Origin of the sequence: Chryseobacterium fluminis (assembly GCF_026314945.1) — a bacterium.
Classification (GTDB): Bacteria; Bacteroidota; Bacteroidia; order Flavobacteriales; family Weeksellaceae; genus Chryseobacterium; species Chryseobacterium fluminis.
In genome coordinates this window covers 4,144,973-4,167,664 of sequence record NZ_CP111121.1, presented here as the reverse complement: position 1 = coordinate 4,167,664, position 22,692 = coordinate 4,144,973, and the positions used below count along the sequence as shown (strand labels likewise).

Annotated in this window: 22 protein-coding genes and 1 tRNA gene; 6 read left to right on the top strand and 17 right to left on the bottom strand. The window is 34.6% G+C overall.

The features are described from left to right. The first annotated feature begins 4 nt into the window (after positions 1 to 4). The 3 genes from tsaD to ODZ84_RS19065 are packed head-to-tail and all read left to right on the top strand — an operon-like array spanning position 5 to position 2,132. On the top strand, positions 5 to 1,021 hold the full coding sequence (gene tsaD, locus ODZ84_RS19075) for a tRNA (adenosine(37)-N6)-threonylcarbamoyltransferase complex transferase subunit TsaD (protein WP_266173975.1): 1,017 nt from the start codon (positions 5 to 7) through the stop codon (positions 1,019 to 1,021). After that, positions 1,018 to 1,422 carry a hypothetical protein gene (locus tag ODZ84_RS19070; protein WP_266173974.1) on the top strand — a complete coding sequence of 135 codons (405 nt, stop codon included), beginning with the start codon at positions 1,018 to 1,020 and terminating at the stop codon, positions 1,420 to 1,422. Before tsaD ends, ODZ84_RS19070 begins: the two co-directional genes overlap by 4 nt. A gap of 14 nt (positions 1,423 to 1,436) precedes the next feature. Next, on the top strand, positions 1,437 to 2,132 hold the full coding sequence (locus ODZ84_RS19065) for an RsmE family RNA methyltransferase (protein ID WP_266173972.1): 696 nt from the start codon (positions 1,437 to 1,439) through the stop codon (positions 2,130 to 2,132). Positions 2,133 to 2,182: 50 nt separating this feature from the next. On the opposite strand, the gene ODZ84_RS19060 is transcribed toward ODZ84_RS19065, so the two are convergent. Further along, entirely contained in the window at positions 2,183 to 2,857 is a 675-nt protein-coding gene (locus ODZ84_RS19060) for a TrmH family RNA methyltransferase (RefSeq protein ID WP_266173971.1), read from the bottom strand. A 171-nt stretch (positions 2,858 to 3,028) separates the two neighbouring features. On the opposite strand from ODZ84_RS19060, the gene ODZ84_RS19055 reads away from it, so the two are divergent. Next, positions 3,029 to 4,045 carry an asparaginase gene (locus ODZ84_RS19055; RefSeq protein WP_266173970.1) on the top strand — a complete coding sequence of 339 codons (1,017 nt, stop codon included), beginning with the start codon at positions 3,029 to 3,031 and terminating at the stop codon, positions 4,043 to 4,045. Positions 4,046 to 4,103: 58 nt separating this feature from the next. Further along, positions 4,104 to 4,190: transfer RNA gene (locus ODZ84_RS19050), tRNA-Ser, on the top strand. A gap of 516 nt (positions 4,191 to 4,706) precedes the next feature. Here the strand turns inward: ODZ84_RS19050 and ODZ84_RS19045 are convergent. Genes ODZ84_RS19045 through ODZ84_RS19035 form a run of 3 tightly spaced genes read right to left on the bottom strand, consistent with a single transcriptional unit; the run spans position 4,707 to position 6,310 of the window. After that, positions 4,707 to 5,651 carry an ISAon1 family transposase gene (locus tag ODZ84_RS19045; protein WP_266172842.1) on the bottom strand — a complete coding sequence of 315 codons (945 nt, stop codon included), beginning with the start codon at positions 5,649 to 5,651 and terminating at the stop codon, positions 4,707 to 4,709. Positions 5,652 to 5,679: 28 nt separating this feature from the next. Continuing rightward, positions 5,680 to 6,033, bottom strand: coding sequence for an ISAon1 family transposase N-terminal region protein (locus ODZ84_RS19040; protein WP_266172843.1), 354 nt, complete (start codon positions 6,031 to 6,033; stop codon positions 5,680 to 5,682). Further along, complete coding sequence (locus tag ODZ84_RS19035; RefSeq protein WP_266173969.1) at positions 6,023 to 6,310, bottom strand: hypothetical protein; 288 nt, start codon at positions 6,308 to 6,310, stop codon at positions 6,023 to 6,025. Before ODZ84_RS19035 ends, ODZ84_RS19040 begins: the two co-directional genes overlap by 11 nt. Positions 6,311 to 7,232: 922 nt before the next feature. Between ODZ84_RS19035 and ODZ84_RS19030 the strand changes: the two genes are divergently transcribed. Then, entirely contained in the window at positions 7,233 to 7,565 is a 333-nt protein-coding gene (locus tag ODZ84_RS19030) for a hypothetical protein (protein ID WP_266173968.1), read from the top strand. 171 nt (positions 7,566 to 7,736) lie between these two features. On the opposite strand, the gene ODZ84_RS19025 is transcribed toward ODZ84_RS19030, so the two are convergent. The 13 genes from ODZ84_RS19025 to ODZ84_RS18965 form a co-directional block, all read right to left on the bottom strand. After that, on the bottom strand, positions 7,737 to 8,438 hold the full coding sequence (locus tag ODZ84_RS19025; protein ID WP_266173967.1) for a hypothetical protein: 702 nt from the start codon (positions 8,436 to 8,438) through the stop codon (positions 7,737 to 7,739). 237 nt (positions 8,439 to 8,675) lie between these two features. Further along, the gene (locus ODZ84_RS19020) at positions 8,676 to 9,503 is read right to left on the bottom strand and encodes a peptidase dimerization domain-containing protein (RefSeq protein ID WP_266173966.1); all 828 of its coding nucleotides are present in this window, start codon (positions 9,501 to 9,503) and stop codon (positions 8,676 to 8,678) included. Then, on the bottom strand, positions 9,482 to 10,207 hold the full coding sequence (locus tag ODZ84_RS19015; RefSeq protein ID WP_266173965.1) for a M20/M25/M40 family metallo-hydrolase: 726 nt from the start codon (positions 10,205 to 10,207) through the stop codon (positions 9,482 to 9,484). Before ODZ84_RS19015 ends, ODZ84_RS19020 begins: the two co-directional genes overlap by 22 nt. Positions 10,208 to 10,836: 629 nt before the next feature. Next, positions 10,837 to 11,223 carry a hypothetical protein gene (locus ODZ84_RS19010; protein WP_266173963.1) on the bottom strand — a complete coding sequence of 129 codons (387 nt, stop codon included), beginning with the start codon at positions 11,221 to 11,223 and terminating at the stop codon, positions 10,837 to 10,839. 260 nt (positions 11,224 to 11,483) lie between these two features. Then, positions 11,484 to 11,837, bottom strand: a complete 354-nt coding sequence (locus tag ODZ84_RS19005; protein ID WP_266173962.1) for a hypothetical protein — start codon at positions 11,835 to 11,837, stop codon at positions 11,484 to 11,486. Between the two features lie 874 nt (positions 11,838 to 12,711). Continuing rightward, on the bottom strand, positions 12,712 to 13,458 hold the full coding sequence (locus ODZ84_RS19000) for a hypothetical protein (RefSeq protein WP_266173961.1): 747 nt from the start codon (positions 13,456 to 13,458) through the stop codon (positions 12,712 to 12,714). A 58-nt stretch (positions 13,459 to 13,516) separates the two neighbouring features. After that, entirely contained in the window at positions 13,517 to 14,239 is a 723-nt protein-coding gene (locus ODZ84_RS18995; protein ID WP_266173960.1) for a hypothetical protein, read from the bottom strand. A gap of 398 nt (positions 14,240 to 14,637) precedes the next feature. Beyond that, positions 14,638 to 15,357, bottom strand: coding sequence for a hypothetical protein (locus tag ODZ84_RS18990; RefSeq protein WP_266173959.1), 720 nt, complete (start codon positions 15,355 to 15,357; stop codon positions 14,638 to 14,640). Positions 15,358 to 15,395: 38 nt separating this feature from the next. Further along, positions 15,396 to 16,346: a hypothetical protein gene (locus ODZ84_RS18985; protein WP_266173958.1), complete on the bottom strand. Its 951-nt coding sequence runs from the start codon at positions 16,344 to 16,346 to the stop codon at positions 15,396 to 15,398. A gap of 210 nt (positions 16,347 to 16,556) precedes the next feature. Continuing rightward, positions 16,557 to 17,078: a hypothetical protein gene (locus ODZ84_RS18980; RefSeq protein ID WP_266173957.1), complete on the bottom strand. Its 522-nt coding sequence runs from the start codon at positions 17,076 to 17,078 to the stop codon at positions 16,557 to 16,559. A gap of 611 nt (positions 17,079 to 17,689) precedes the next feature. After that, the gene (locus tag ODZ84_RS18975; RefSeq protein ID WP_266173956.1) at positions 17,690 to 17,959 is read right to left on the bottom strand and encodes a hypothetical protein; all 270 of its coding nucleotides are present in this window, start codon (positions 17,957 to 17,959) and stop codon (positions 17,690 to 17,692) included. Positions 17,960 to 18,507: 548 nt separating this feature from the next. Then, complete coding sequence (locus tag ODZ84_RS18970) at positions 18,508 to 19,104, bottom strand: hypothetical protein (protein ID WP_266173955.1); 597 nt, start codon at positions 19,102 to 19,104, stop codon at positions 18,508 to 18,510. Beyond that, positions 19,101 to 22,631 (bottom strand): DUF6443 domain-containing protein, encoded by a 3,531-nt coding sequence (locus tag ODZ84_RS18965; protein WP_266173954.1) that lies wholly within the window; start codon positions 22,629 to 22,631, stop codon positions 19,101 to 19,103. Before ODZ84_RS18965 ends, ODZ84_RS18970 begins: the two co-directional genes overlap by 4 nt. Positions 22,632 to 22,692: the final 61 nt, after the last annotated feature.

Here is a 22,692-nt window from a genome sequence, read left to right as displayed (position 1 = left end):
TATTATGAGCGACTCTATAATTTTAGGTATTGAATCGTCCTGCGACGATACATCAGCAGCTATCATCAAGGGAAATTCTATTCTGTCTAATATTGCAGCGAATCAGGCGATCCATCAAGAATATGGAGGCGTTGTTCCCGAGTTGGCTTCGCGTGCACATCAGCAAAATATCATCCCCGTTGTTGAAAAATCTTTAACTAAAGCAAATATACAACAAAATGTAATTTCTGCTATAGGATTTACACGCGGCCCCGGACTTTTAGGATCACTGCTTGTGGGAACATCATTTGCTAAGTCTTTGGCAATGAGTCTGGATGTCCCTTTAATTGAAGTAAACCACCTCCAGGCGCATATTTTAGCGCATTTCATTGAGGATGCAAATCCTATGCCGCCTAAATTCCCTTTTCTGTGCCTTACCGTAAGTGGCGGTCATACCATGATCGTATTGGTAAAGGATTATTTTGATATGGAAATCATTGGAAAAACTACCGATGATGCGGCGGGCGAAGCGTTTGACAAGATCGGAAAGATCTTTGACCTGGATTACCCGGCCGGCCCTATTATCGATAAACTGGCTGGAAATGGAAATCCTGACGCTTTTAAGTTTAATAAACCCAAACTTGAAAATTACGATTATTCATTCAGTGGAGTAAAGACTTCTGTATTATATTTCATCCAGAAAGAGGTAAAAAGAGATCCTGATTTTATTAAAAGTAACTTAATTGATCTCTGTGCTTCGGTTCAGAAGACCATCGTTGAAATACTGATGAATAAACTGGAAAAAGCGGCAAAAGATTTAGGAATCAGGGAAGTGGCGATTGCCGGTGGTGTTTCTGCCAATTCCGCGTTAAGAAAAGCGATGCAGAAAAATCATAAAAGACTCGGCTGGAATATTTATATTCCGAAATTTGAATATACAACCGATAATGCAGCGATGATCGCCATGGTGGCGCAGTTGAAATATGAAAGAGGTGAATTTACGGATTTGAGGACTTCTGCAACAGCTAAATACGATTTATGAAAATACTCTTAGAAGAAAAAGTACTCGGAAAGCATTCTAAAAAGAACTCTAAGTATTATTGGATATTAGAAACCATCACCGGGAAAAATGATACCTCAGGGCTTTCAACGGATTATTTTCCCGCAAGCTCAGAAACCGGATATATTCAGAATATAAAAGAAGAAATTATTGAAAAAATAAATTCGGAGAACGTTTTCAGTTTCGCATATGAGCCTAAAGAAGGAGATTATCTTTCTATTAAAAACAATCTGAGAAAAAATGAATATCTGAATATGATTTTCATGAATAATGTCTGGGTGGAAGAAATTTATCTATGTTCTTACCGTGACTGCGAAGGTGATGTTTACACCACAATAAAAACCGGAGTAGCATTTTTAAGCGAGAACGAAATTACGTTTTAAAAACAATTGACTTTATGAAACTTTTTTACGGGGAAATATTTGATAACCAAGTAATTATTAATGAAGAGGAGCAACAGCATATTTTAAAAGTTCTCCGTATGAAGAATGGAGAGGAAATTCATGTGACCGATGGCAAAGGAAATGTGGCTTCAGGAAAACTTATTGTTGAAGGTAAAAAAGCAAATATCGAAGTTTCCGAAATAAAGATGGGTTCACTTGATTTTAACCCAAGACTTCACATTGCTATTGCCCCTACCAAAAACATCGACAGAATTGAGTTCTTTGTAGAAAAGGCCGTAGAGATGGGAATTTCTGAGATCAGTATTATCATAACTGAAAAAACGGAGCGTAAAAATATTAATATTGACAAAATCAGAAAACAGGCTGTGGCCGCATCAAAGCAAAGCCTGAGATTTCATTTTCCGTTAATCAACGACGCTGTAAAACTCACCGATTTTCTGAAGAATACCGATCCCGAACATACGTTTGTTGCCCATTGCCATGAAAATTTAGAAAGAATTGATCTTAAGAGCATTCCTTCATGTGAACAATTTACTTTTTTAATAGGCCCCGAAGGTGATTTTTCCGAAAGGGAAATTGCATTTCTGGCAGAAAATCAGATCAAAGCAGTATCACTCGGAAATCAGAGACTGAGAACGGAGACTGCAGGTGTTTTTGTCGCAGCATGGAATTATTATCAGATGATATAAATAACACAAAGAGAAGGTTTGCAGGCCTTCTCTTTTTTCTTTCCGACTGATTATTTCCAGTCGATATTATTTTCTCTCAGGTATTTTTCGAAGATTTGTGGTCCGCTTCTCATAGAATTTACCGCCCAGATGATCTTCATTCTCAAAAGTTTTTCTTCATTTAACTTATAATCCAGATCAGATTTTAGAAGTTTCTGTTTCAATTCATACATACAAATGGAAGCCGCCACTGACACATTAAAGCTCCTGGTAAAACCGTACATGGGAATGGCCAGTGTTTCGTCCGCAAAATCAAGAATTTCCTGAGAAACCCCTTCCATTTCAGTTCCGAAAACCAAAGCAATGGGCTCGGTAATTTCATATTCCGGAAGCATTTTCGCATTTTTTTCCAGGGAAACGGCCACGATCTTATATCCTCTGTCTTTAATTTTCTGAAAAGATTCCATGTTCCGGGGCAGCTTTTCAACCTCAACCCAGGTATCTGCTCCTTTTGTGACCCGGAGATTGGGCTCAAAGCTGTATTCTTCCTGCAAAGCCACCACTTTATGAAAACCGCATGCTTCCACAGAACGTACAATTGCTGCTGCATTTCTGAACTGATAGACATCTTCTACAACGGGAAGGATAAAATCAGAACTTTCCCGGGAGAAATGATGAATTTTTGCCAACCGTTCTTCGGTTAAAAACTGTTTTAAATATTCAAAAGTCTGTGCTAAATCTTTCATCTGATAATCATATATTTTTTCAGTATACCGTGGTAACGCGCATCATGACAGCCTTAGTGCTGTAAAATTCTGTCATAAACGTTTCATTCATTTTCAAATCTTTGCAAATTAACGTAATTTTGAGGAATGAACCTGAACTGAGGTTCATTTTACTTTAATACAAACAGCTACATGAAACGAAAAGTACTGCTCATCTACACTGGAGGCACCATTGGTATGGAAAAGGATTATGAAACCGGAAGTCTCCGGGCTTTTGATTTTGGAAATATCTTCGAAAAAATGCCCGAAATGAAACTGATGGAGTGTGAAGTTTTCGTGCATCCCTTCGCAAAACCCCTTGACTCTTCGGATATGGGGCCGGAAGAATGGAAAATCATTGCTAATTACATCCACAAAAACTATAATCAGTATGATGGGTTTTTAATCCTTCACGGCACAGATACGATGTCTTACACCGCTTCGGCACTAAGCTTTATGTTAAAAGGTCTTACAAAACCCGTTATTTTAACCGGTTCGCAGCTCCCGATCGGTGATTTAAGAACGGACGCGAAGGAAAATCTTCTGACCAGCCTGTATTATGCGAGTTTATACGAGCAAAATGAAGCCGTGATTCAGGAGGTGGCGATTTATTTTGAATATAAATTACTGAGAGGCAACAGAACGCTGAAATATTCTGCAGAGTATTTTGATGCCTATTCAAGTCCCAACTACCCTATTCTTGGGCAATCGGGAGTACACTTGAATATTATTAAAGACAATCTTTACCGTTGCGATCCGCGAATAGGATTCCATGTAGATGAACATATTTGTGACAATGTTCTGTTCTGGAGGATCTTTCCGGGAATGAAACTGAATCATTTTAAAGAAATTCCCAGAATGAAAGTTCTTATTCTTCAGGTTTTCGGTTCAGGAACCATTTTCAGCAGCGAAAAGACGATAGAAATCCTACAGCAGATCAGAAACAACGGAACTGAAATCGTGGTGGTGAGTCAGTGTATTTCAGGCGGAATATCCTTCGGAAAATATGAAAACAGCAATATCTTTTCAAAAATCGGTGCTATCAGCGGAAAGGACATGACGGCTGAATGTGCTATTACCAAGGCCATGCATTTAATTGACAACCCAGACTACAGGGGAAGTTTTGCCGATAACTTCTCCAGAAGCTTATGTGGAGAAATATCTGAGTAATTTTTTGCCATAATAATTTGCTTATTCAAGAAATTACTGTATTTTTGCAATCTCAATTAGAAAGGTGTCCGAGTGGTTGAAGGAGCTACCCTGGAAAGGTAGTATACGGGTAACTGTATCGAGGGTTCGAATCCCTTCCTTTCTGCTGAAAATCAGAGTCTTAGGTTTTATGCTTAAGACTTTTTATTTTTATCATACGGTAATATAGGAATTTCAAACGGCAGAACTTTTCCTGCCGGCTTTTTACATTGTTCACATGTGTACTCAGTCGTCGTGCAGATTAATTCTCTAATGACAATTTTGGTACTTCTGTTATTCCACACCACTTTATATTGTATATCGTATTAATTATAAAGACTGAACATACTACTGAACAGGAATTAAAACAATTTATTAAATTGCTTTTTGCCTGAAATAAAACCTGTAATTTCCGGAATTACAGGTTTGTCATTTTATGGGTTTCTTATATTTATTGTTTCATGCCGGGTTCAGTCTTTTCAGACTTATCAAAATTAAAATTTGATCATGGCAATGCTCAATTATATTACGTATTACAACCTGAAAATAGTCAATGTATAGGTTCTTGCCACATTTCCGTTATTGGTAATGGTATACACATTTGCTGCGGTCTTAGTAAGGGATCATGAACAAAAGTTGGGGACTATGCAAAAAGTTGAGAGAGTCTGAACAGGAAAAATGCTTTGTCTTTTACTCCCCGAAGCTGTAATCTGAAGTTTTTAATTTTAGCATTAAAAGATTCTGCCGAAGCGTTGGTACTTCTTCTGTCGAAAAAGTTTAAGATGCCGCTGTAATGATTCATTATTGTTTTTCTTAAAACTGAGAATGATTTAAAACCTGATGTTTCAACATCCCTGAACCAATGCGCTAACTTTGTCATGGCAATAGATTTGGGAATATTCTGATTGTAAATCTTTCTTAATCCATCCGATAACCCATATGCCTTCTTTAAATCAGGATATTCTGTAAATAAAATTTCAGCTCTCTGCATTTGAGAAGGCGTCCACTTTTCCCTGCTTTTGTAGAGTAAATACCTGCTTCTTGCCAGAAGCTGTTTGCGGGTATCACCGTTTTCAAACGTTTCTATCTCAATAGGCTCCCTGTTTTTCTTTGCTTCATCGAGCAGGCTATTTTCCCATTCTATAGCTTCCCAACGGTAGTTGATCCTTAATTCCTGAAGGGCTTCAGTGGCGAGCTTCTGAACATGGAACCGGTCTATGACCTTAATAGCATCAGGGAAACAGCGTTTGGCAATAAGCTTCATAGACCCGGCCATATCAAGGGTAATTTCCTTTACATTTTTGCGAAGCTTCCTGTTTATTTTCAGAAGCTGCTCAATGACCTCTTCACTCTGTGTACCTTTGATAATGGCAACAATACTGCCTTTCCTGCCTTTTGCTTTTTTGGAAGTAAGAACCGTGTATAATTCTCCCTGGGAAAGAGCAACTTCATCCAGAGACAGAGAAGAGGAGCAATTTTCCGGATAAAGAATCCAATCTTCCGCATGGGGCTTTTGGAGCCAGTCTTTGAACCCGCTTAATGATTTTTTGTATTGCCTGCGGAATGTCTTTCCCTGTACCCCATACATCTCACCGATGGTTTCTAAGGGAAGGGCTTTAGTATCGGCTGATTTTTTTTAAGAACTCCGCAAAGTCCTTTGTCATGCGGGTTCCAACGGCAATGAGATTCCAGTCTCTCTGCAGGATCTTACCAGATTTTATATCGGTCCATCTTCTTCGTCTGATGTGAAGTTTTACAGGTTTTCCACGGAGAGGAAAGTCATTAACCGTGATTTCTTCATGAAAGCCTTTGGATTGTAGATGCAAAGAGGAAAGCTCTTTGGGAACAGTATTTTTTTCCTCAAAATAAAGATGAAGCAATCCTTCTTTTTCTTCAAAATGGGTAATATCAAAGTATTCAACCAGATATTCCGGTAACAGTAATTTTAATAATTCTTTCTCAGATGACATCTGGTAAAATTACATTTATTAATTTTTCTCCCCAACTTTTTATACTGATCCCGTTAATGTCAAGTTTTTTTTGTGGGGCTACAATTCCAATTCCTACATTTCCTGTGGAGGTCACAATGAAATCGTTAATTTGAGCAGTTGTAGGAGCACCTGTGGATGGGTTATCCCTAGCTCCGTCAACATGGAATACTCCCTGAGGGTTTGTCGTATTAATACCGACCTGTGCATAGCTGAAGCTAAATGCAATCATACAAAAGAATGTAATACTTTTTTTCATTTTAATTATTTAGGATTAATAGTGTTTTATGTAAAATTTTTCTTTAAAAAATATAATATGACTAAAAAAATAGATCATACCGTATATTATTCACAAATATACCATTTTTATTTAATCCAATTAATTAAATTTTATTCATTTACTTGATAAACTGAATATTGTTTATCCGAATCAAGTAATATATACATATAATTGAGCTATCTGATACCTTGCTGCATTAAGTCATATGATACTTGATTAACCGTATTGTTCCGAATAAAAGTGTATAAGTTTTAGTATTTTGAAAATTGTTGCGTCAAGTTCTGACGTTGTGTGACCTTACTTTTGTCCCAGTTAATTAACCCTCCCCGTACAAGAATTCTTAACGACAATTATCAATTAAACCCATTACAAAATGATTTACACAGAAGCTTTTTTCTCAACAGGAAGTACTTATCCAAACGATGATCTGGTACAATTAGTCGATAGCTATACCCATGAAAAATGTTAATTTTAAAAAGTTGATTTCTGGCATGATGGGTCTTTCATGACGCCCAATAAGATCAGATGGTATTATTTACAGACAAAAGGGAAGCGAATATTACGCAGATGTTGAGTGGCTTTCCAACAGGACCGTTTATGTTAAAAGGTTCGGGGCTGTCGGAGACGGAGTAACCAACGATGCTCCTGCGATTCGAAGAATGATCAGTTTTCTTCCCTCAAGTGACTTTAGCGTTGTATTTGAAAAAGTTTTACTGTACAAAGGATTCCGTCCGGAAAATATATCGATCTTACTTTTGATGATCTCACATCAGATTTTGCAGCGGGGGATCTTTATCTTAAGGTAACCACAAAAGGATATTAGTATGACAGTGATTTCACCAATATAAAAGAGGAAATCATTTCAGTTTCCAGTGTCAATCCGCTGAGCTATACCGGGACTTTGAATGATTTCAGAAAACTCCCTGTTTCTACAGGGGGATATATTAAGAATAACAAATCAAGCATTTCCTTCAGGCAGAGTGATGATGATATGCTTACGAATAGTCTCTGGGACTTGGATATTGTTGTGGAAGTGCTCGGAAAATATACAGACGGTTTTCCTGTCAACATTTCAGGTTACGATGACACAAACAGCCGGGGCATGATTATCAATACTCCCATTACAAAATCACAAAGCCAAACGGATTCTTCAGCTACAGACATCGCGGTTTTGCGCAATGATTTTAGTAATTTACTCTTAAAACTTAAGACGTCAGAGGTCATGCTGAGCTAAGTCATTATATAATACCCAAACTCCCGGGCAAAAACATCCGGGAGCTTTTATTTTATAAATATTCAATTTAACAGAAAACCACCTGAACAGTCCTGATCAGGTGGTTTTGTCTGAAAATTTTATCTAAATATTTTCAGACGATATAATCTAGTTATGAATGTTGGTGCGTAATTAATTACAAATGGTCAGAAACTGGTGGCTCATCTGGACTTTAAATTTGGCATGGGATTTAAGTTTTGAATAAATACTGTACTCGGAGGCATTTATCTCTTTCAGTTTGTAATCGATATATTCTGCAATATGAACGATTGAGAAAATAAAATCCCTGTACACTGCCATATCAACGTTCAGTCCGCATACCGGAAGGTACGCTTTCAAAAAAGGAATGGTTGACTGATGCTGACGGTAGTTGACACAATATCCGGCGCCTTCTCTGTAGGTGATGATCTGATGATCATTAAGGGAATCTAAAATACTTTTATGCTGATCGGTTTTATTCCTGGAATAATGTCTGTTAATCTTGTCTAAAATATGTTGTGCATATTCCATCATCGTAATGGTTTTCCATTCGAATATATGGTTCATATTTTTCGTATTTTTGAAACGTTTTCTGTCTTCATCTTCACAGGATGTGCAGAATGCAATCCCGAGCTTATCGTAATAGGGAAAAAAACAGTCTTTGATCTCGAGGGTAGCATCTGCCATAAGCCTGTCATTCGTAAAATTATAATACACATAAGGGCTGTAAAGATTGGCAAGAGCCTTCAGATAATCGATCTCGCTGGCATTATGATATTCTTCAAACCATTTTTCAAGATCATTATAATAGGCATTCTCGAATTCTTTAAAACTTAAATAAAACGGCAGTTCCATAGCTTTGTCATTTTGATACGACAAATCTAGGAGCGTAATGCGTCAAAACTTGACGCTTTAAAAAATTATTTCAAAGATTGTAAAATTATTTTTAAAATAAAAACGGGGGAATTTTTCCAGAGACTCATTTTCAGGATTCAATTCAGAACTTTAAGAAAAATTACTTTTTACTTTTTACTTTTTACTTTTTACTTTTTACTTTTTACTTTTTACTTTTTACTTTTTACTTTTTACTTTTTACTTATCATAATTCATCATCACATATTCAAAATAATGAATCATTTTTAAATAGTTTTCGATGCTGATATATTCGTTGGTACCGTGGATGCTCTGTTTTTCCGCTTCATTGATCTTGAGCGGCATAAACCTGTAGATATTTTTGCTTACGATCTGATACTTGAAGGCATCTGTTGCGGCAATGGTAAGGTAAGGAGTGGCAACTGCATCAGGATAAATTTGCCTGATTCCTTCTTCTATCAGTTTAAAGGATCTGGTATGGGCAGATGAGACCATTGACGCTTCTTTGGTATTATCAATTTCCTGAATTTCTACGTCAAAACCTTTTGTAGCCCTGGCAATATGTTCTTTTACATCTTTTATTGTATTTCCGGGCAGTAATCTGAAATTAACTACAAATTCGACTTCCGGAGAAAGCACATTCGGTCCGTCGCTTCCCTTCATCATTGTAAGTGCAGTGGTGGTCCGTACCAGCGCATTGGTAGAATTATTTTTAGTCAGCTGAGATAAAAGCAAAGGTTTCAGTAACCACTGATTGGAAATCGCAAGCCTGCTGGCAAACGGCATGGATCCTCCGATATTATCAAAGAAATTTTTAATCAATGGGGTGATTACCGGTTTCATTTGTTGATCTTCCAGCCGCTGCATAATGATGGCCGCCTTTCCGATCGCGCTTTCTGAGGGAGGCATCGATGAATGACCGCCCAGCCCTTTAACCTTAATTTTTACAGAAAGAAAACCTTTTTCAGCACAGCCGATTACGGCTATATCAGAATGTATTCCTGCTATACTCCCCTTTCTTAAAATCAGTCCGCCTTCATCATACACGGCATCGAAGTGTATTCCTTTTTCTTAAAATCCGCAGCAATCTGTGCCGCTCCTTTCTGTCCGCCCACCTCTTCATCAAAACCGAAGGCCATATAGATATCACGTTGCGGAGTATGCTTATTTTTAATCAGGTTTGAAAGGGATTCCATTAAAGAAAAAAGCATTCCTTTCATATCGATCGTTCCTCTTCCATAAATTCTGCCATGGGCAACGGCGCCGGAAAAGGGAGCATAATCCCAGCCTTCCGCGACTTTGGAAACGGGAGGCAAAGCCTGATCATCAGGTCTGAAAACATTTTCCTCTCTTGACTTAACATCCGCATCCCCGGGAGGCACAACATCCATGTGAGAAAGAAATAAAATGGGATCCAGCGCAGGATCGCTACCTTTCCATTTAAAAACCAGTCCGTAGGTATTGATCTCGTAATGCTCTGTCTTCTGATAAATTTCGGGATACGATTTTTTTAAATATGCTTTAAATATCTCAAACGTTGAATAATCAAAATTACCCAATTCCCCGGCAGAAACCGTAGGAATTTTAATGCCTCCGGAAAGCCGGTGCACCGCAGAATCATTTTTCACCGGTTTCCAGCCTTCGGCCTCTCCTGAAGCTATTTTTTTAAAAGGATAGGTGAAGGTCCTGATTAAAACTATGCCAATAAGGATGATAAAGGCACAGATAGTAAGGAAGAGGATTTTTTTCATGGAGATTGGATTTAGTTTTTTGTAAAGATAAAATAAAAATCCGTCTCACTGAATAACTTGTGAGACGGATTAGTATACTTGTCAAAATTCAAATTTCATTTTGATTTGTGAATATAAACTGATGCTAAAAATTAACCTAAAAATCAATAATATGTTTCTCATAATATTTTATTTTTTTGATAAACTGTTCCAATAGATAGACGAGGCCCGGTCTAATCTTGACCAATAATTTTGAACTTTATCAATAACAGTAGCAGGATAGCGAATAATTCTGGAACTGTACTTGCTCCATGTCTGCTATATGTATATTCCAAGAATTTTAATATCAGGATCCCTATCCTGCCTTCCCATGAATAGGACTTCCCCAATGTGCTCCTTCATATCCGATCAATGAAGCCATGTAAAATAAATTTTATAATCCAGATGCATTTTTGGATTTTTATATACATTTTCACACCCTGTTAAAACTTCTCTATTTATTGAAATGCTGTTTAATTTCTTCATACGACTTGTCACTCAATGTCATACAATTCGGTAATATTTGGTTCAAAACATGAATAGTCAATTGATTTTCAGAATTTTTAAAATTAAAACCCTAGCAATTTCGCTAGGGTACTTTCATGAATTAATTATTTAATCTTATTAAAAATAAATACATTAAAAAATATTAGTGACCAAGAAATTATAATAGTAAAAATAATCAGTATACCTTTTTTAATTTTATCGCCTTTGCTTTCATTGATCCATTGATCTCTCAAAAGAAAATATTTTTTTCTGTATTTTTTTTTATTGTAAACAATAGTTCCTACCATAATTATTAGAAAAAAAATCCATCCATATTTTATTTTTTCGCCTTGAAAAAATAATTCTTTAAAGAAAAGTAATATATTCACAATAATCCATCCTTGGACTGCTGATACACTTATTAAAGCTGTTGTCGCATCAGCTCCATCTCTATTATAATAAAATTTTGCTATTCTATAATAATGATAATCAAAAAAATTATTAATGTTCATAAATTAATCGTTTAGTTCACTAAAAATATTAAAACCTGTTCCCAATCTACTATTATCTATACCTGAAGCAATTCTATCTGGTATTGTTGTGTACAATTTTTAAATTTTTTGATACTTGTCTTAAAGTACTTATTGATCCTCCTTTCGCTCCTAGTTTTAAAAGACCCTAATACTCATTCAAATGAAGACCACTACATCCAATGAAAGCTGAAGTTGATACGAAATTACTTCTATCTGCATATATTACACCTTCAATGAAATCACCAAAAAAAGCTAGGTTCATCATTGCTACTCATTGTCGATCTATGCATTTCTCCAATCTCACCCTCACTGTAAATGTCACCTGCAATATTATAAGTAGTTTGTTTCTTAATTCCTGTCCACCATATGGCCTCGCCGTTACTAAAAGAAAGTGCTCCCATACTTTCCGTTTGCAAAATAATCAACATAGACATGGCATCCTTTCCTGAAAAGGTATATCCGCCACCGCCGCCTTCATCAGGAGTTCTTCCCAGAAAAGACTGCTGATACTGTTTACCTGTAACAAAACCGGGTGTATGTCCGGAAACATCAATAGTGCCATCATCATTAAACCGTCTTCCGTCAAAATCCACCCTCGAAACAGGATTAATCGCGACATAAGCATAAGGACTGGTTGGGATATACTGCTCCGATAACAGATCTATCCCGCTCCATTTTCCAAGATCCGGAAGATACTATCTCCAGCCATAATCTAAATTTCCGTTGTTTTGAATAAAATGAGGAAGAGAATTTTTTTCATGGGGATTGGGTTTAGTTTTTGTAAAGATAAAAATAAAAGTCCGCCTCACTGAATAACTTGTGAGACGGATTAGTATACTTGTCAAAATTCAAATTTCATTTTGATTTGTGAATATAAACTGATGCTAAAAATTAACCTAAAAATCAATAATATGTTTCTCATAATATTTTATTTTTTTGATAAACTGTTCCAATAGATAGACGAGGCCCGGTCTAATCTTGACCAATAATTTTGAACTTTATCAATAACAGTAGCAGGATAGCGAATAATTCTGGAACTGTACTTGCTCCATGTCTGCTATATGTATATTCCAAGAATTTTAATATCAGGATCCCCTATCCTGCCTTCCCATGAATAGGACTTCCCCAATGTGCTCCTTCATATCCGATCAATGAAGCCATGTAAAATAAATTTTATAATCCAGATGCATTTTTGGATTTTTATATACATTTTCACACCCTGTTAAAACTTCTCTATTTATTGAAATGCTGTTTAATTTCTTCATACGACTTGTCACTCAATGTCATACAATTCGGTAATATTTTGGTACAAAAAAAATGGATAATCAATTGATTTCATATTTTTTAAAATAAAACCCCAGCAATTTTGCCAGGATTTTATTTCAAGTCTCACCGATTATGAATTTGTAAGATCATTTTCAGAAACACATAAGCTATAGAATCGCTATTACGATCAGTATTATCCAATCAATTTCTTTTATATTCTTCTTCACTAACTTCAAATTGCGATATATCACTGGTTTGCCTTCCATAAAGAAAAATATAATCCTTAAAAATTTCTTTTTGTTCAGAAGTCAAATTAGAATATATTTCCTTATCAACAGAATATTCTAATGAGAAGTTATATTTTTTATCATATTCAAGTGGATATAGATTATAATAGTCCTTATTATCATTAAAATCTAAGAAATCAAACGTTTTATAAAAAGAAAGAATTTCTCCTGGATTTAAGATTTTTAAACTATTATACAGATATTTATTCTTTTTGGCAGCATCCTCGTCTTTGATCTTATATTTTTTTCTCCAACGATCTATTTCTTTCTTATAAGTATTTTGTTTTTGTTTGTATTCTTTCGACATGTGGTCATCAATATCCGTTTCTCTGAATGCATGTGATCTTGACTCTCCGGTAACATATTTATCGACATCCTTAAATAACAAAATTAGACCTAAGCCTCTGTCAGCTTGTTCATAATAGAATTCAGAAACGGGTTCATCAGGATAGTATACACGAAAACCCGTAGTATCAATGGGAATTACATACTTTTTATCAGTATTATTTTTAATACTGATATATATCCTATAATTACGTGTCTCTGGAATTTTTTTTATATCATAGTTTATAGTAATTTGAGATTTCAGCAATGCCGTTGAGAACAACATAGTAATTATTAGTATTTTAATTTGGCTTCTCCTTTTGGATTTGATTTCCATGTCATGACTATTTGTGAGTGAAAAGAATTGAAAATATGAAAGTACCATATCCTATAATCTAGTCCCACCGCAATACATTACTTCTCAAATTACCCGAAAAAAGCTGATAGCCTGATAATTTTTCTTTTTGTTCTCTCGTTAAATACTCATACATTTTTTTATCTATACAATAGAAGAGTTGGAAATTATATTTTACGTTTTTCTCTAAATGATAAGAATAAAAATAATTTCCTGTCTCGTGCATTTTTGATGATGACAGTTTTAAGGGATCAATGTGTCTTTTTAAAACAATTTCCTGATTGGGTTCTAAAAATAGAACGCTTGAAAATAACTTGTGATTCATCTCAGCCCAATTTCTATTGGGATTAAGCCCAAAATCTTTTATCCAACGATTGATGCTTCGGTCATATGTTTTATTTGCTGAATCTTTCTCTTTCTTAAACTCAGTCTTTACTTTCATACTTGAATGAAGAAGCAGTGAAGGATCAGGATCATTGTAAATTTTATTATTAAATAAATTATTTTCTGGATTTATGAAGGCTAGTGCAAATAATAAATCATTTGTTTCTCTGAATGAAAACAAGTCATATTTCAAACAGTTTTCGCCGTTGAAAAAAGGTTTAAAATCAGTAGTATCAATGGGAATTACATACTTATCATTTGTTTTATTAGTTATTTTTATCTCAATTTGCTTTGTAAGTTTATCACCATTATTCTTTATTAACGTTATTTCTAATTTTATTTGCGAGTTAAATAACACTGCTATAAATAATAGACTCATTAGGATTATTTTTTTATCCATATTGATTTTAAAGGTTTATAATAGTTGGACTAGTTTTTAATTTTGTAAATATTTTCCAAATATACTATAAGCCGCTAGAAATAAATTTTAATATTCAATCTCAACTCATTTATATCGTGTCTACATTTTGCAATAACATCAAGCTTCTTGTCAAATCACTCCAAAATATGTATTATCAAGATGATCCAAAAAAAAATCCTTTTTATGAAAGTTCTCCCTACTTCACACTCCCGTTGGACCATAAACTATCATTTAAAATCAAACCCCAGCAATTTACCAGGGTTGTTTTTTTAAATTATAAATTCATAAGATTTAGTAAATTCTACTTTATTAGAGAATCTAATTACTACAGAACAATATATTTGCAAGAGTTTGATTCATTTAATAGTCTCATTAGTTTTCCCTTCTGTAAAACTATATTGAATTTCTTGCGACTTAATATTTCCACTAAATAACCTGTAACCATATAATTCTTTTTTCTGCCGATGAGTTAAGACCTGATAAGATTTTGCATCAATACAATGATAAAGGGAAAATAGATACTGTTTTTCGGGTTGCAAATAATATGTATTAAACAAAATAAGATTTTCATCCTGATTAAATAGATTAGGATCCAACTCAGTTTTAAATTCGATAGCTTGACGAGGATTTAATAAAATTATACTCTCAAAAAAATATTTGTTCTTTTCTGCTATCGAGTCAACTTTAATATTGTATTTAGTCTTCCATTTCTCTAATTGTCTATGATAACTATCAGACTGATTACTAATAGATTGTTTATCGAAATTTTCTTCATTTATATAGCCTCCTCCCGATTGGCCATTTTGATACTCTCCTTTATTACTAAAGAGTACAGTTAATCCCAACCCTCGGTCTGCACCTCCAAAAAAGAAATTGGAATAAGATTCATCTCTATAGTAGACTCTAAAGCCAGTAGTATCAATGGGAATAGCATATTTTTCTCCGCTCTCGTTTGTAATCTTTATTGATAAAAATATTTTTCGGCTATTGTTGATTTTATTTGCAGTATAGTCTATTGTTATTTGTGAATAAGACAAAAAAGGTAGTAGAAAAAAAATATATTTTAAGTTTCTCATTATTTAAGATTTTTAATTAACCTCTTTACTAAGTATTCCTATAGTATAAAAGACTCTTCAATAAATTTGATATACTCTTTAGTTGTTTCATGTAGCATATGGTAATAAAAATATGCATGTTTTTTCAACTTTTTTCCAAACTCTTCAGACATAAATAGCCGAACATTTCCATTTTCCAAAAAGTCTTTCTCGATAATATAATTTAATCTCATTTCATTATTATTGACATAATAAGAATTCTCTGCGTAGTAATACCAACCAAATGAATATGCAGGAGGATTAAAATGAGGATGAACAAATTTATCAAATGTTACTACGTGATCTATTTTCTTTTTATCAATCTTTTTGAATATGACTAATTTATGATTAGGTTCTGCATCAAAATTTTTTTTTAGATTTGATTTTAATGTTTGGTAATTAATTTTTATTCCTAAGTAAAAATCTTCTTTAAGGTGCCTATATTGTATAATTTCCTTATCTACAACTATTACCTCTGAAAATTCAGGAAATTTTATTTGTAATAATTTTTGGTAATAAAGGCCCCATCCATCTATATTAAAAGGAATATTAATTACTTTTTTATTGATCTTGTCAGCAGGAATAAATTTGTCTTCAAAACAATTAAAGTCGCTAATACTTTGATAAATATTTTTTTCAGTGTTATTTGACCAAAAAATTTCTTTTGATAACTTTTCTAGTTCGAATTTTTTATCAGATAATTTTCGAAGGAGTTCGTAATTATTATCAAGATAGCCCGAAATATTGTTTTCAAAGGTTACTTCGTCATAATCTATTGAAAATTCAAGTTTTGACAATCTTTCTTTTAAAAAAGACTCATGTTTTCTCAAATCTCCGTATTTTTCAAGGGGATTTAAAATATTTAAATATAAGGTGTATTCAACATAGCTATTCTCGATTGAATAAATATATTGTAATGTTTGTTTACTTAGTTCCTTATTATTTAATTCTATTGGGAAAAATCTGTTCATAAATTTTAATTTGGAATTAATCTTACTACAATATTAAGGTTTAATAAAGCGATAGCTAAACCTTTCCCCATTTAGTTCGATGTCTGGGATTGAGGCTCTCTATCTCTAATAGGATCTCTATGAAACGACAAAGCCTTATTAAAGATCTGGCAGGTAATCATAAATTGCCTGCCAGATAATTTTTAAAATATTTCACCCGTTATGAAAAATTTACTTTTTATCCTCTCCATATATCTTCTTAAGCTTTTGAATTTGTTGGGCTTTTTGTAGTGAATCTTTCTTCCTTTTCTTTGTTATAACCTCTGAAGCATAAGGTCCTGTTTGATTTTCTTTTGCTTTTTGATCTAAACAGTAAAATGAAAAAATTAAATTTCCAACAATCAACAGGATTACTCCAAAAACGATCCAACTTCCAATATTATTCTTTCGTTCAGGTAATTTGTCATATTCAGTAATAAGATCCTTCCATTGATCTTGATGATGAAATATAAAGTAATTGAAAAATACAATTACAATAACTGAAATAAATATATTGTTATTATTCTCACTTAAATGTACCGTGATATTAAAAAAAACTTTATAATAAATAAAAGCTGATGTTACTATGAAATAAATTAAACAATCTAACGTCAAGCTGGATTTCCAATCACTCCAAAATTTTGGATAAGAAACACCATCCCAAAACTTATACAGTTTATAGAAAAAATAGCAATATACTTTTTTAACTGACATATTTTAAAATTTTTGAGACCCATAAGGTGCTGAGTCTTTAACTTTAATACCAGAAAGGCATAATAAATGTGTTATACTTTTTAAAAAAACACAGCAATGTGGTGACTTTTTAATCTGCATAAAGTTACAAACATTGCTCAGCGGGATTATTTATGATCCCTTTCTTTATTTTTTTACTTGTTCAATAGAGAAATTATCCTGCTCTGCCATGACTTTCTATTTTTTCATTCTCGAAAATTCGCTTTTGATTGACGTTCATGGAATAAAACGCTAATATGAATGTAAAGCCAACAATTAAGAAAAAATAAAAATAATATTTTATACTGTAGTCTCTAAAGGAGTCAAGGCTTTCGAAGCCAATTATATATATATTTCTTCCAACAAAAAATCCAATAATTGTAAATATTAAAATATAATACATATAAAATGTATGAATAACATCATTATCATGGTATAACCTAATAAACACAGATAGGGAGTATATAATTACTCCAAAAAGTAATGTGAAAATCAACCATGTTGTAAACTTAGCAAGTGCTTTATTCCCATTATCTACTTTATAGAAGTATAAATATATATGATAAAAAAGTAATCTTATAAATCTAATCATGTTAAAATACTGCTTTGCCATCATTAAAATTCGTCTCATCAATTGCCATCCCACCAAAATATATTAGTGATGCTGCTGCTCCCCAAGGTCCAAAAAAACCTACAACTCCCATGGCAGTATCTACAGCTGCACGAGTTGAAGAAATATTACCCTCCATACCTTGGTATATAGAGTTAGCAATTCCAATTCCACCAACAATTCTACCTCCCCATTTTAAAGCTTTTGAAAATTTCCCTAACGCCTGAGCGGAAGCGGGTAGCCTTGTACTCATTACTTCTGCAAAAATACGGCTTTTTGCTATACTTGAAGGGGCATTCCAATTTCTTATTCGTCAATCTGCTAACTGTGAAGAACCCTCAACTGCCCTGCTATTGCTGTAAATTCTCTTGGGTGTCCTTGAATGGCGTTGAGAGTAACACTGAAACATTACCCCAATGAGTAGAATCAAGAGGTTCAAACCTTGCTCTGTGCTGTTCTCCGGGATCTATTTCTCCAGCCATAATCTAAATTTCCGTTGTTTTGAATAGAATGAGGAAGAGGATTTTTTCATGGGGATTGGGTTTAGTTTTTGTAAAGATAAAATAATAATCCGTCTCACTGAATAACTAGTGAGACGGATTATTTGTCATTTTAATTAAATACTAAGGAAATTTTCTGAAAGTATATTTAAAAATAGTTTTACTTTCTAATGTCTAGGAAGTTAATCATACATTCCGTTTCCTGCAATTCTTTTCCGTTACACTTATATTGATAAATACCCTCGCAATTGGCAGGGTTTACGCTTATCTGCCACACGATAAAATCGTGTGATAGCGAGGATTATTTTATTCTAAACAATTCAATCATTCTAACTTTTCCATTATTTCTTGCAACAATATGCCAATGTGCATTATTACCTATCAATCCAGCGCTTTTCATATCAACATATTGAGATTGACCCGTTTTTAAATATTCATCAATTTTCTGAATATTTTCTATGTCAGATTTATTAACTTCAAATTTCTCATTTTTTTCAATAAACTTATCATTTTCATAATTATAATAATGTTTAAAACCAAAATAATTATTTTCAAAATTTAATATTGTCTTTGTACTGTGAGGTATCATTGAGTTATCATTGATGTAGTTAATAATTACAAAATCTTTTTCTTTTGGAATTTTTTCTAACATCTTTAGGGTGTTTTCTCTATAAAAATTAAAGTGTTCATATCTAGCAATGCAAGCATCTTGTACAGTATTAATTGTTATTTTGTCAATTTTTTGCTTTTTAAGTTCTTCACTTTCTCTTTGACAATTTTTAATTTCCTTACCATCTATTTTAAAAAAAGAAGCAATATCTGATTGTGAAATTTGGTTATTTTGTGCTTGACAGGAGTTACCAAGAAGTAAAACAGTACTTATTAAAAAGATTCTCATTTTTTTTGTTTTTTTACGTTATTATAATAATTGAACCTGTTTGTCAAAGGCTTTCCGCATCCTATACAATCAAGATAAGCATTAAATAGGTCACCTGCTTTCATGTCAAAGCGAATATTTTTCCCATAATTATTGTAATACACACTGTTGCCTGTACTATCAATGAGCATTGTTCTAGGATCTACACCATTAGCAACTTTATTATTCAAATTAATTCCATAGGAAACTCTCAATGGTAATCCATTTTCTGCTCTGATCTTATTTTCTATATGACTTGCATAAATTTCACTTGCACTTATTGTTGGATCTGTCCAGCTTCCGAATAAAGCATATTTATTAGGATCCATTTTGTGCCCTAATTCATGCCCAAGATTTACGAAGAATGGGGATTCCTGAAATCCATTTGTTTGTGGAAGCTTTCTTGACATTTTTGGGTCTAATTTTATAGGATCAGACTTTTCGATTCCCGCCTCCATACTGCCTTTTTCATATACAAGACTTACATTATGATCTGCATTATCAAAATAAGAAACTAACTCTTTTCCTGTATCTCCGCCACTTTCTAATGCTGACAAACCTGCAACAATTCCTATTACGTTATCTGATAAAGTTACGCTTGAATCAATTGCTTGCCATTTTCCGTTTACTTGATGTTGAGTTTGTCCATTAGAATATCGATACTGATTATTTCCATCAAAAATACTAATCCATAAACCATCGGGATCAATAAAACGTATCGGATTATTGATAGCATAACTGTAAGGAGAAAAATTATGTCCCTTTTCACTTAAAGGATCCACAACACCCCATCTTCCCAAATCCGGCATATACATCCTCGCTCCATAATCATACATTCCTGTTTCCTGTAACTCCTTCCCATTATACTTGTACTGATATGCATTCTGGGTAGTCAGTGTATAATTATGCAGTAAACCAAACGGATAATAATTATTAACTTCCATAATCTCGCCCGGCTTATAATAGTCTACACAATTGGGAATCTCAAAGGGTGGATTATTCGGTCCGTCACATTGCTGGACTTTATATTGCCTCGGTTGAATAATCCCATCTTTATTCGTATCGGTATAGCTTAATCTTACATTTCCTAAATGGTCAGTATAATGGTAAATATAAGAATTATTTATAAAATCATAATATCCTTCGGAAGTCGGGACAAACTGTAACCCTGACGGATTTATTGTTCCTACTGATCCTGTGTAAAAACTGTACTGGAAGCCATCTAAATAACCCGTGTTTGTTACCGATCCTCCCGCATTGGTACTGAATATCTTCGAAACCTTAACACCATCTGCTCTATACGTTAAGCGGCTGGTATTTGCCGTTTTCGTACCCGGTCTTACACTGATGTTATCCGGAAGATTTAAAAAGTTATAGTTTATTTTTGAAATTCCCTTGTCCGGATGACTGGTCATATTTCCATTATCATCATAACCCATTGAATTTGGAGTGGCAAAATAAGGATATCCTAAACTGTTGCCGATCTGTTCTTCTGTTACTTTTGTGAGCTTGTTGCCTGCATAATCATATTTCAGGTTATCAATCATTAAAGCGGTATTTCCTGACACCAGCCCTTCAGATCTTTGCAGTCTTTTTATGTTTCCATTCAGATCATACTCCAGTCTTTCAAAATATTCACGCGCCGACTCAGCACCCTGTTTCTGGTAAAATCCTGCTGATAACCGGTTTAAATCGTCATACACATAACCATACCTTTTTAAAGGCTCATTATCTTCCGTTAAGGTTTTCCAGGATACTTCAGCGATATTTCCATTGTATTTAGGCTTTACTTTTAGATCCATAAAATCGGTATTCGGATTCTCCAAACCTTCAACATGGTTGTAATTGATCTTATAGCCAAACAGATCATTGCCCAAATTGGAAGGATCATTGATCTGGGTCATCCATCCCCGGATGTTATACGCATAATCAATGCTCTGAAGATTATTCCCTACTTTTTTATTGGCCAGCTGGGAAAGTTCGTTGTACGTGTTTTCAGCCAGTAATTCCCCTGGGTTATTGCCTACGTAATGCCAGTGTTTTTTTACCCTGTTCTGATGATCGTATTCAAAGACTTCCGCAATACCGGTTTCGGGATCACCCGCCAGTCTTTTATGATAGGTATTGGTCTGAAGGACAGCACCAGCAAAATCAAGTTTATGATTGACCACCGTATAGCCTCCCAGATGATTATCGCTCCTTGAGCCTATACTTCTTCCTTTGGTATCATACCAGGTGTAGATTTTGGTCCAGATGTCGTCTTCAATATTTTTGATATAACTGGCTACCGGTAACCCTTTTGTGGATACCGTATTGGAATGGTTGTCGGTTAAAAGCTCCTGTGAGAACACATTGGTGACAGCAGGTGAACCGGCAGGATACGTATCATAATAAGTAACTGTGAGCGCTGTATCAAAATACGGGAAGCTGTCATTGGAATAATAGATCTGCATCCCGTTTTTTGTAAAACCGGCAGCATCTCTGCGCTCGGTAAGAATGGTAGCATTCCCAATGGCAGTCTGCATATCGTTTCGGTCGGTTCCCGAAACTCGTCCTGTAATAATAGGTCTTCCAAACGAGTCATACTTGGTAAAAAGCCATTTCCCGTCAGCACGCATTACAGCATCCTGCGTAAAAATCAGACGATCCGCTTTATCATACACCAGATGTTCCCAACCTTTTCCCGGGACTTTCTTTTCCACGAGTCTTGCCCTGCCGTCGTACCGGTACTGGTAACAGAGATCATCCATAACAGTGTTGAGGTCTGTAGCTACGGCTGCTTTCGGAGGGATCACAAATGCCAGCTGATTATACTCATTGTATACATAATAGGTGTCAACTTTTTCGGTTCCGTTGATTTTTCTGACTAAAACGACCTGGCCCTGACCGTTTTTAAATTCAATGGTTTTGTTTCCGTCTTCATCGGTGACCGTATTTTTATACAGCTGGTTGGCTCCGTAATTTCCGGTATAACTGATCGTGGATCTGGTGGCATTATTTTCCCAGGTGGTTGTGGTGGTATATTTGAACACTTCATCGGCTACTGCATTGGCATCATAATCGAATTTCACCGGCTTGTTGCTCCAGTCCGTTCCCACCTGGATCTGCTGCTGAATACGGTCTAACGGAGAGTTTTCCAAAATCTTTTCCGCATAGATCTTTTCTGAGCCGTAAGACGCAGAAGCGTTGGCCAGTGGCGTCGGGAAAATAGCGCCGTTTAAGGTTTGGGATTGTGGGATGGGAAGATAGTCTTTGGTCTGCCTTCCGAATCCGTCATATTCAATATGGGTCACCACATCTTTTCCCTGTGGTGAGGCTTTGACATTCACGATCTGTTTTGGCCGTCCCAGGCCATCGAAATACTGGACGGTTTCTGAGGTTTTGACAGGAGTAGCTCCGTTGTAATCTAAATACGTTTTGCTGTATACATAGTTTTCTGTCGGAGATAACTGACCGTACATGATATTGGATAGAAGCAGTGCTCCTATCGGGATTAATATTTTTTTCATCGTGTTTTTAGTTTTTATAATTGTATTTGAATTCTTTTAACAGCCTGCCTGCTTCATTGTT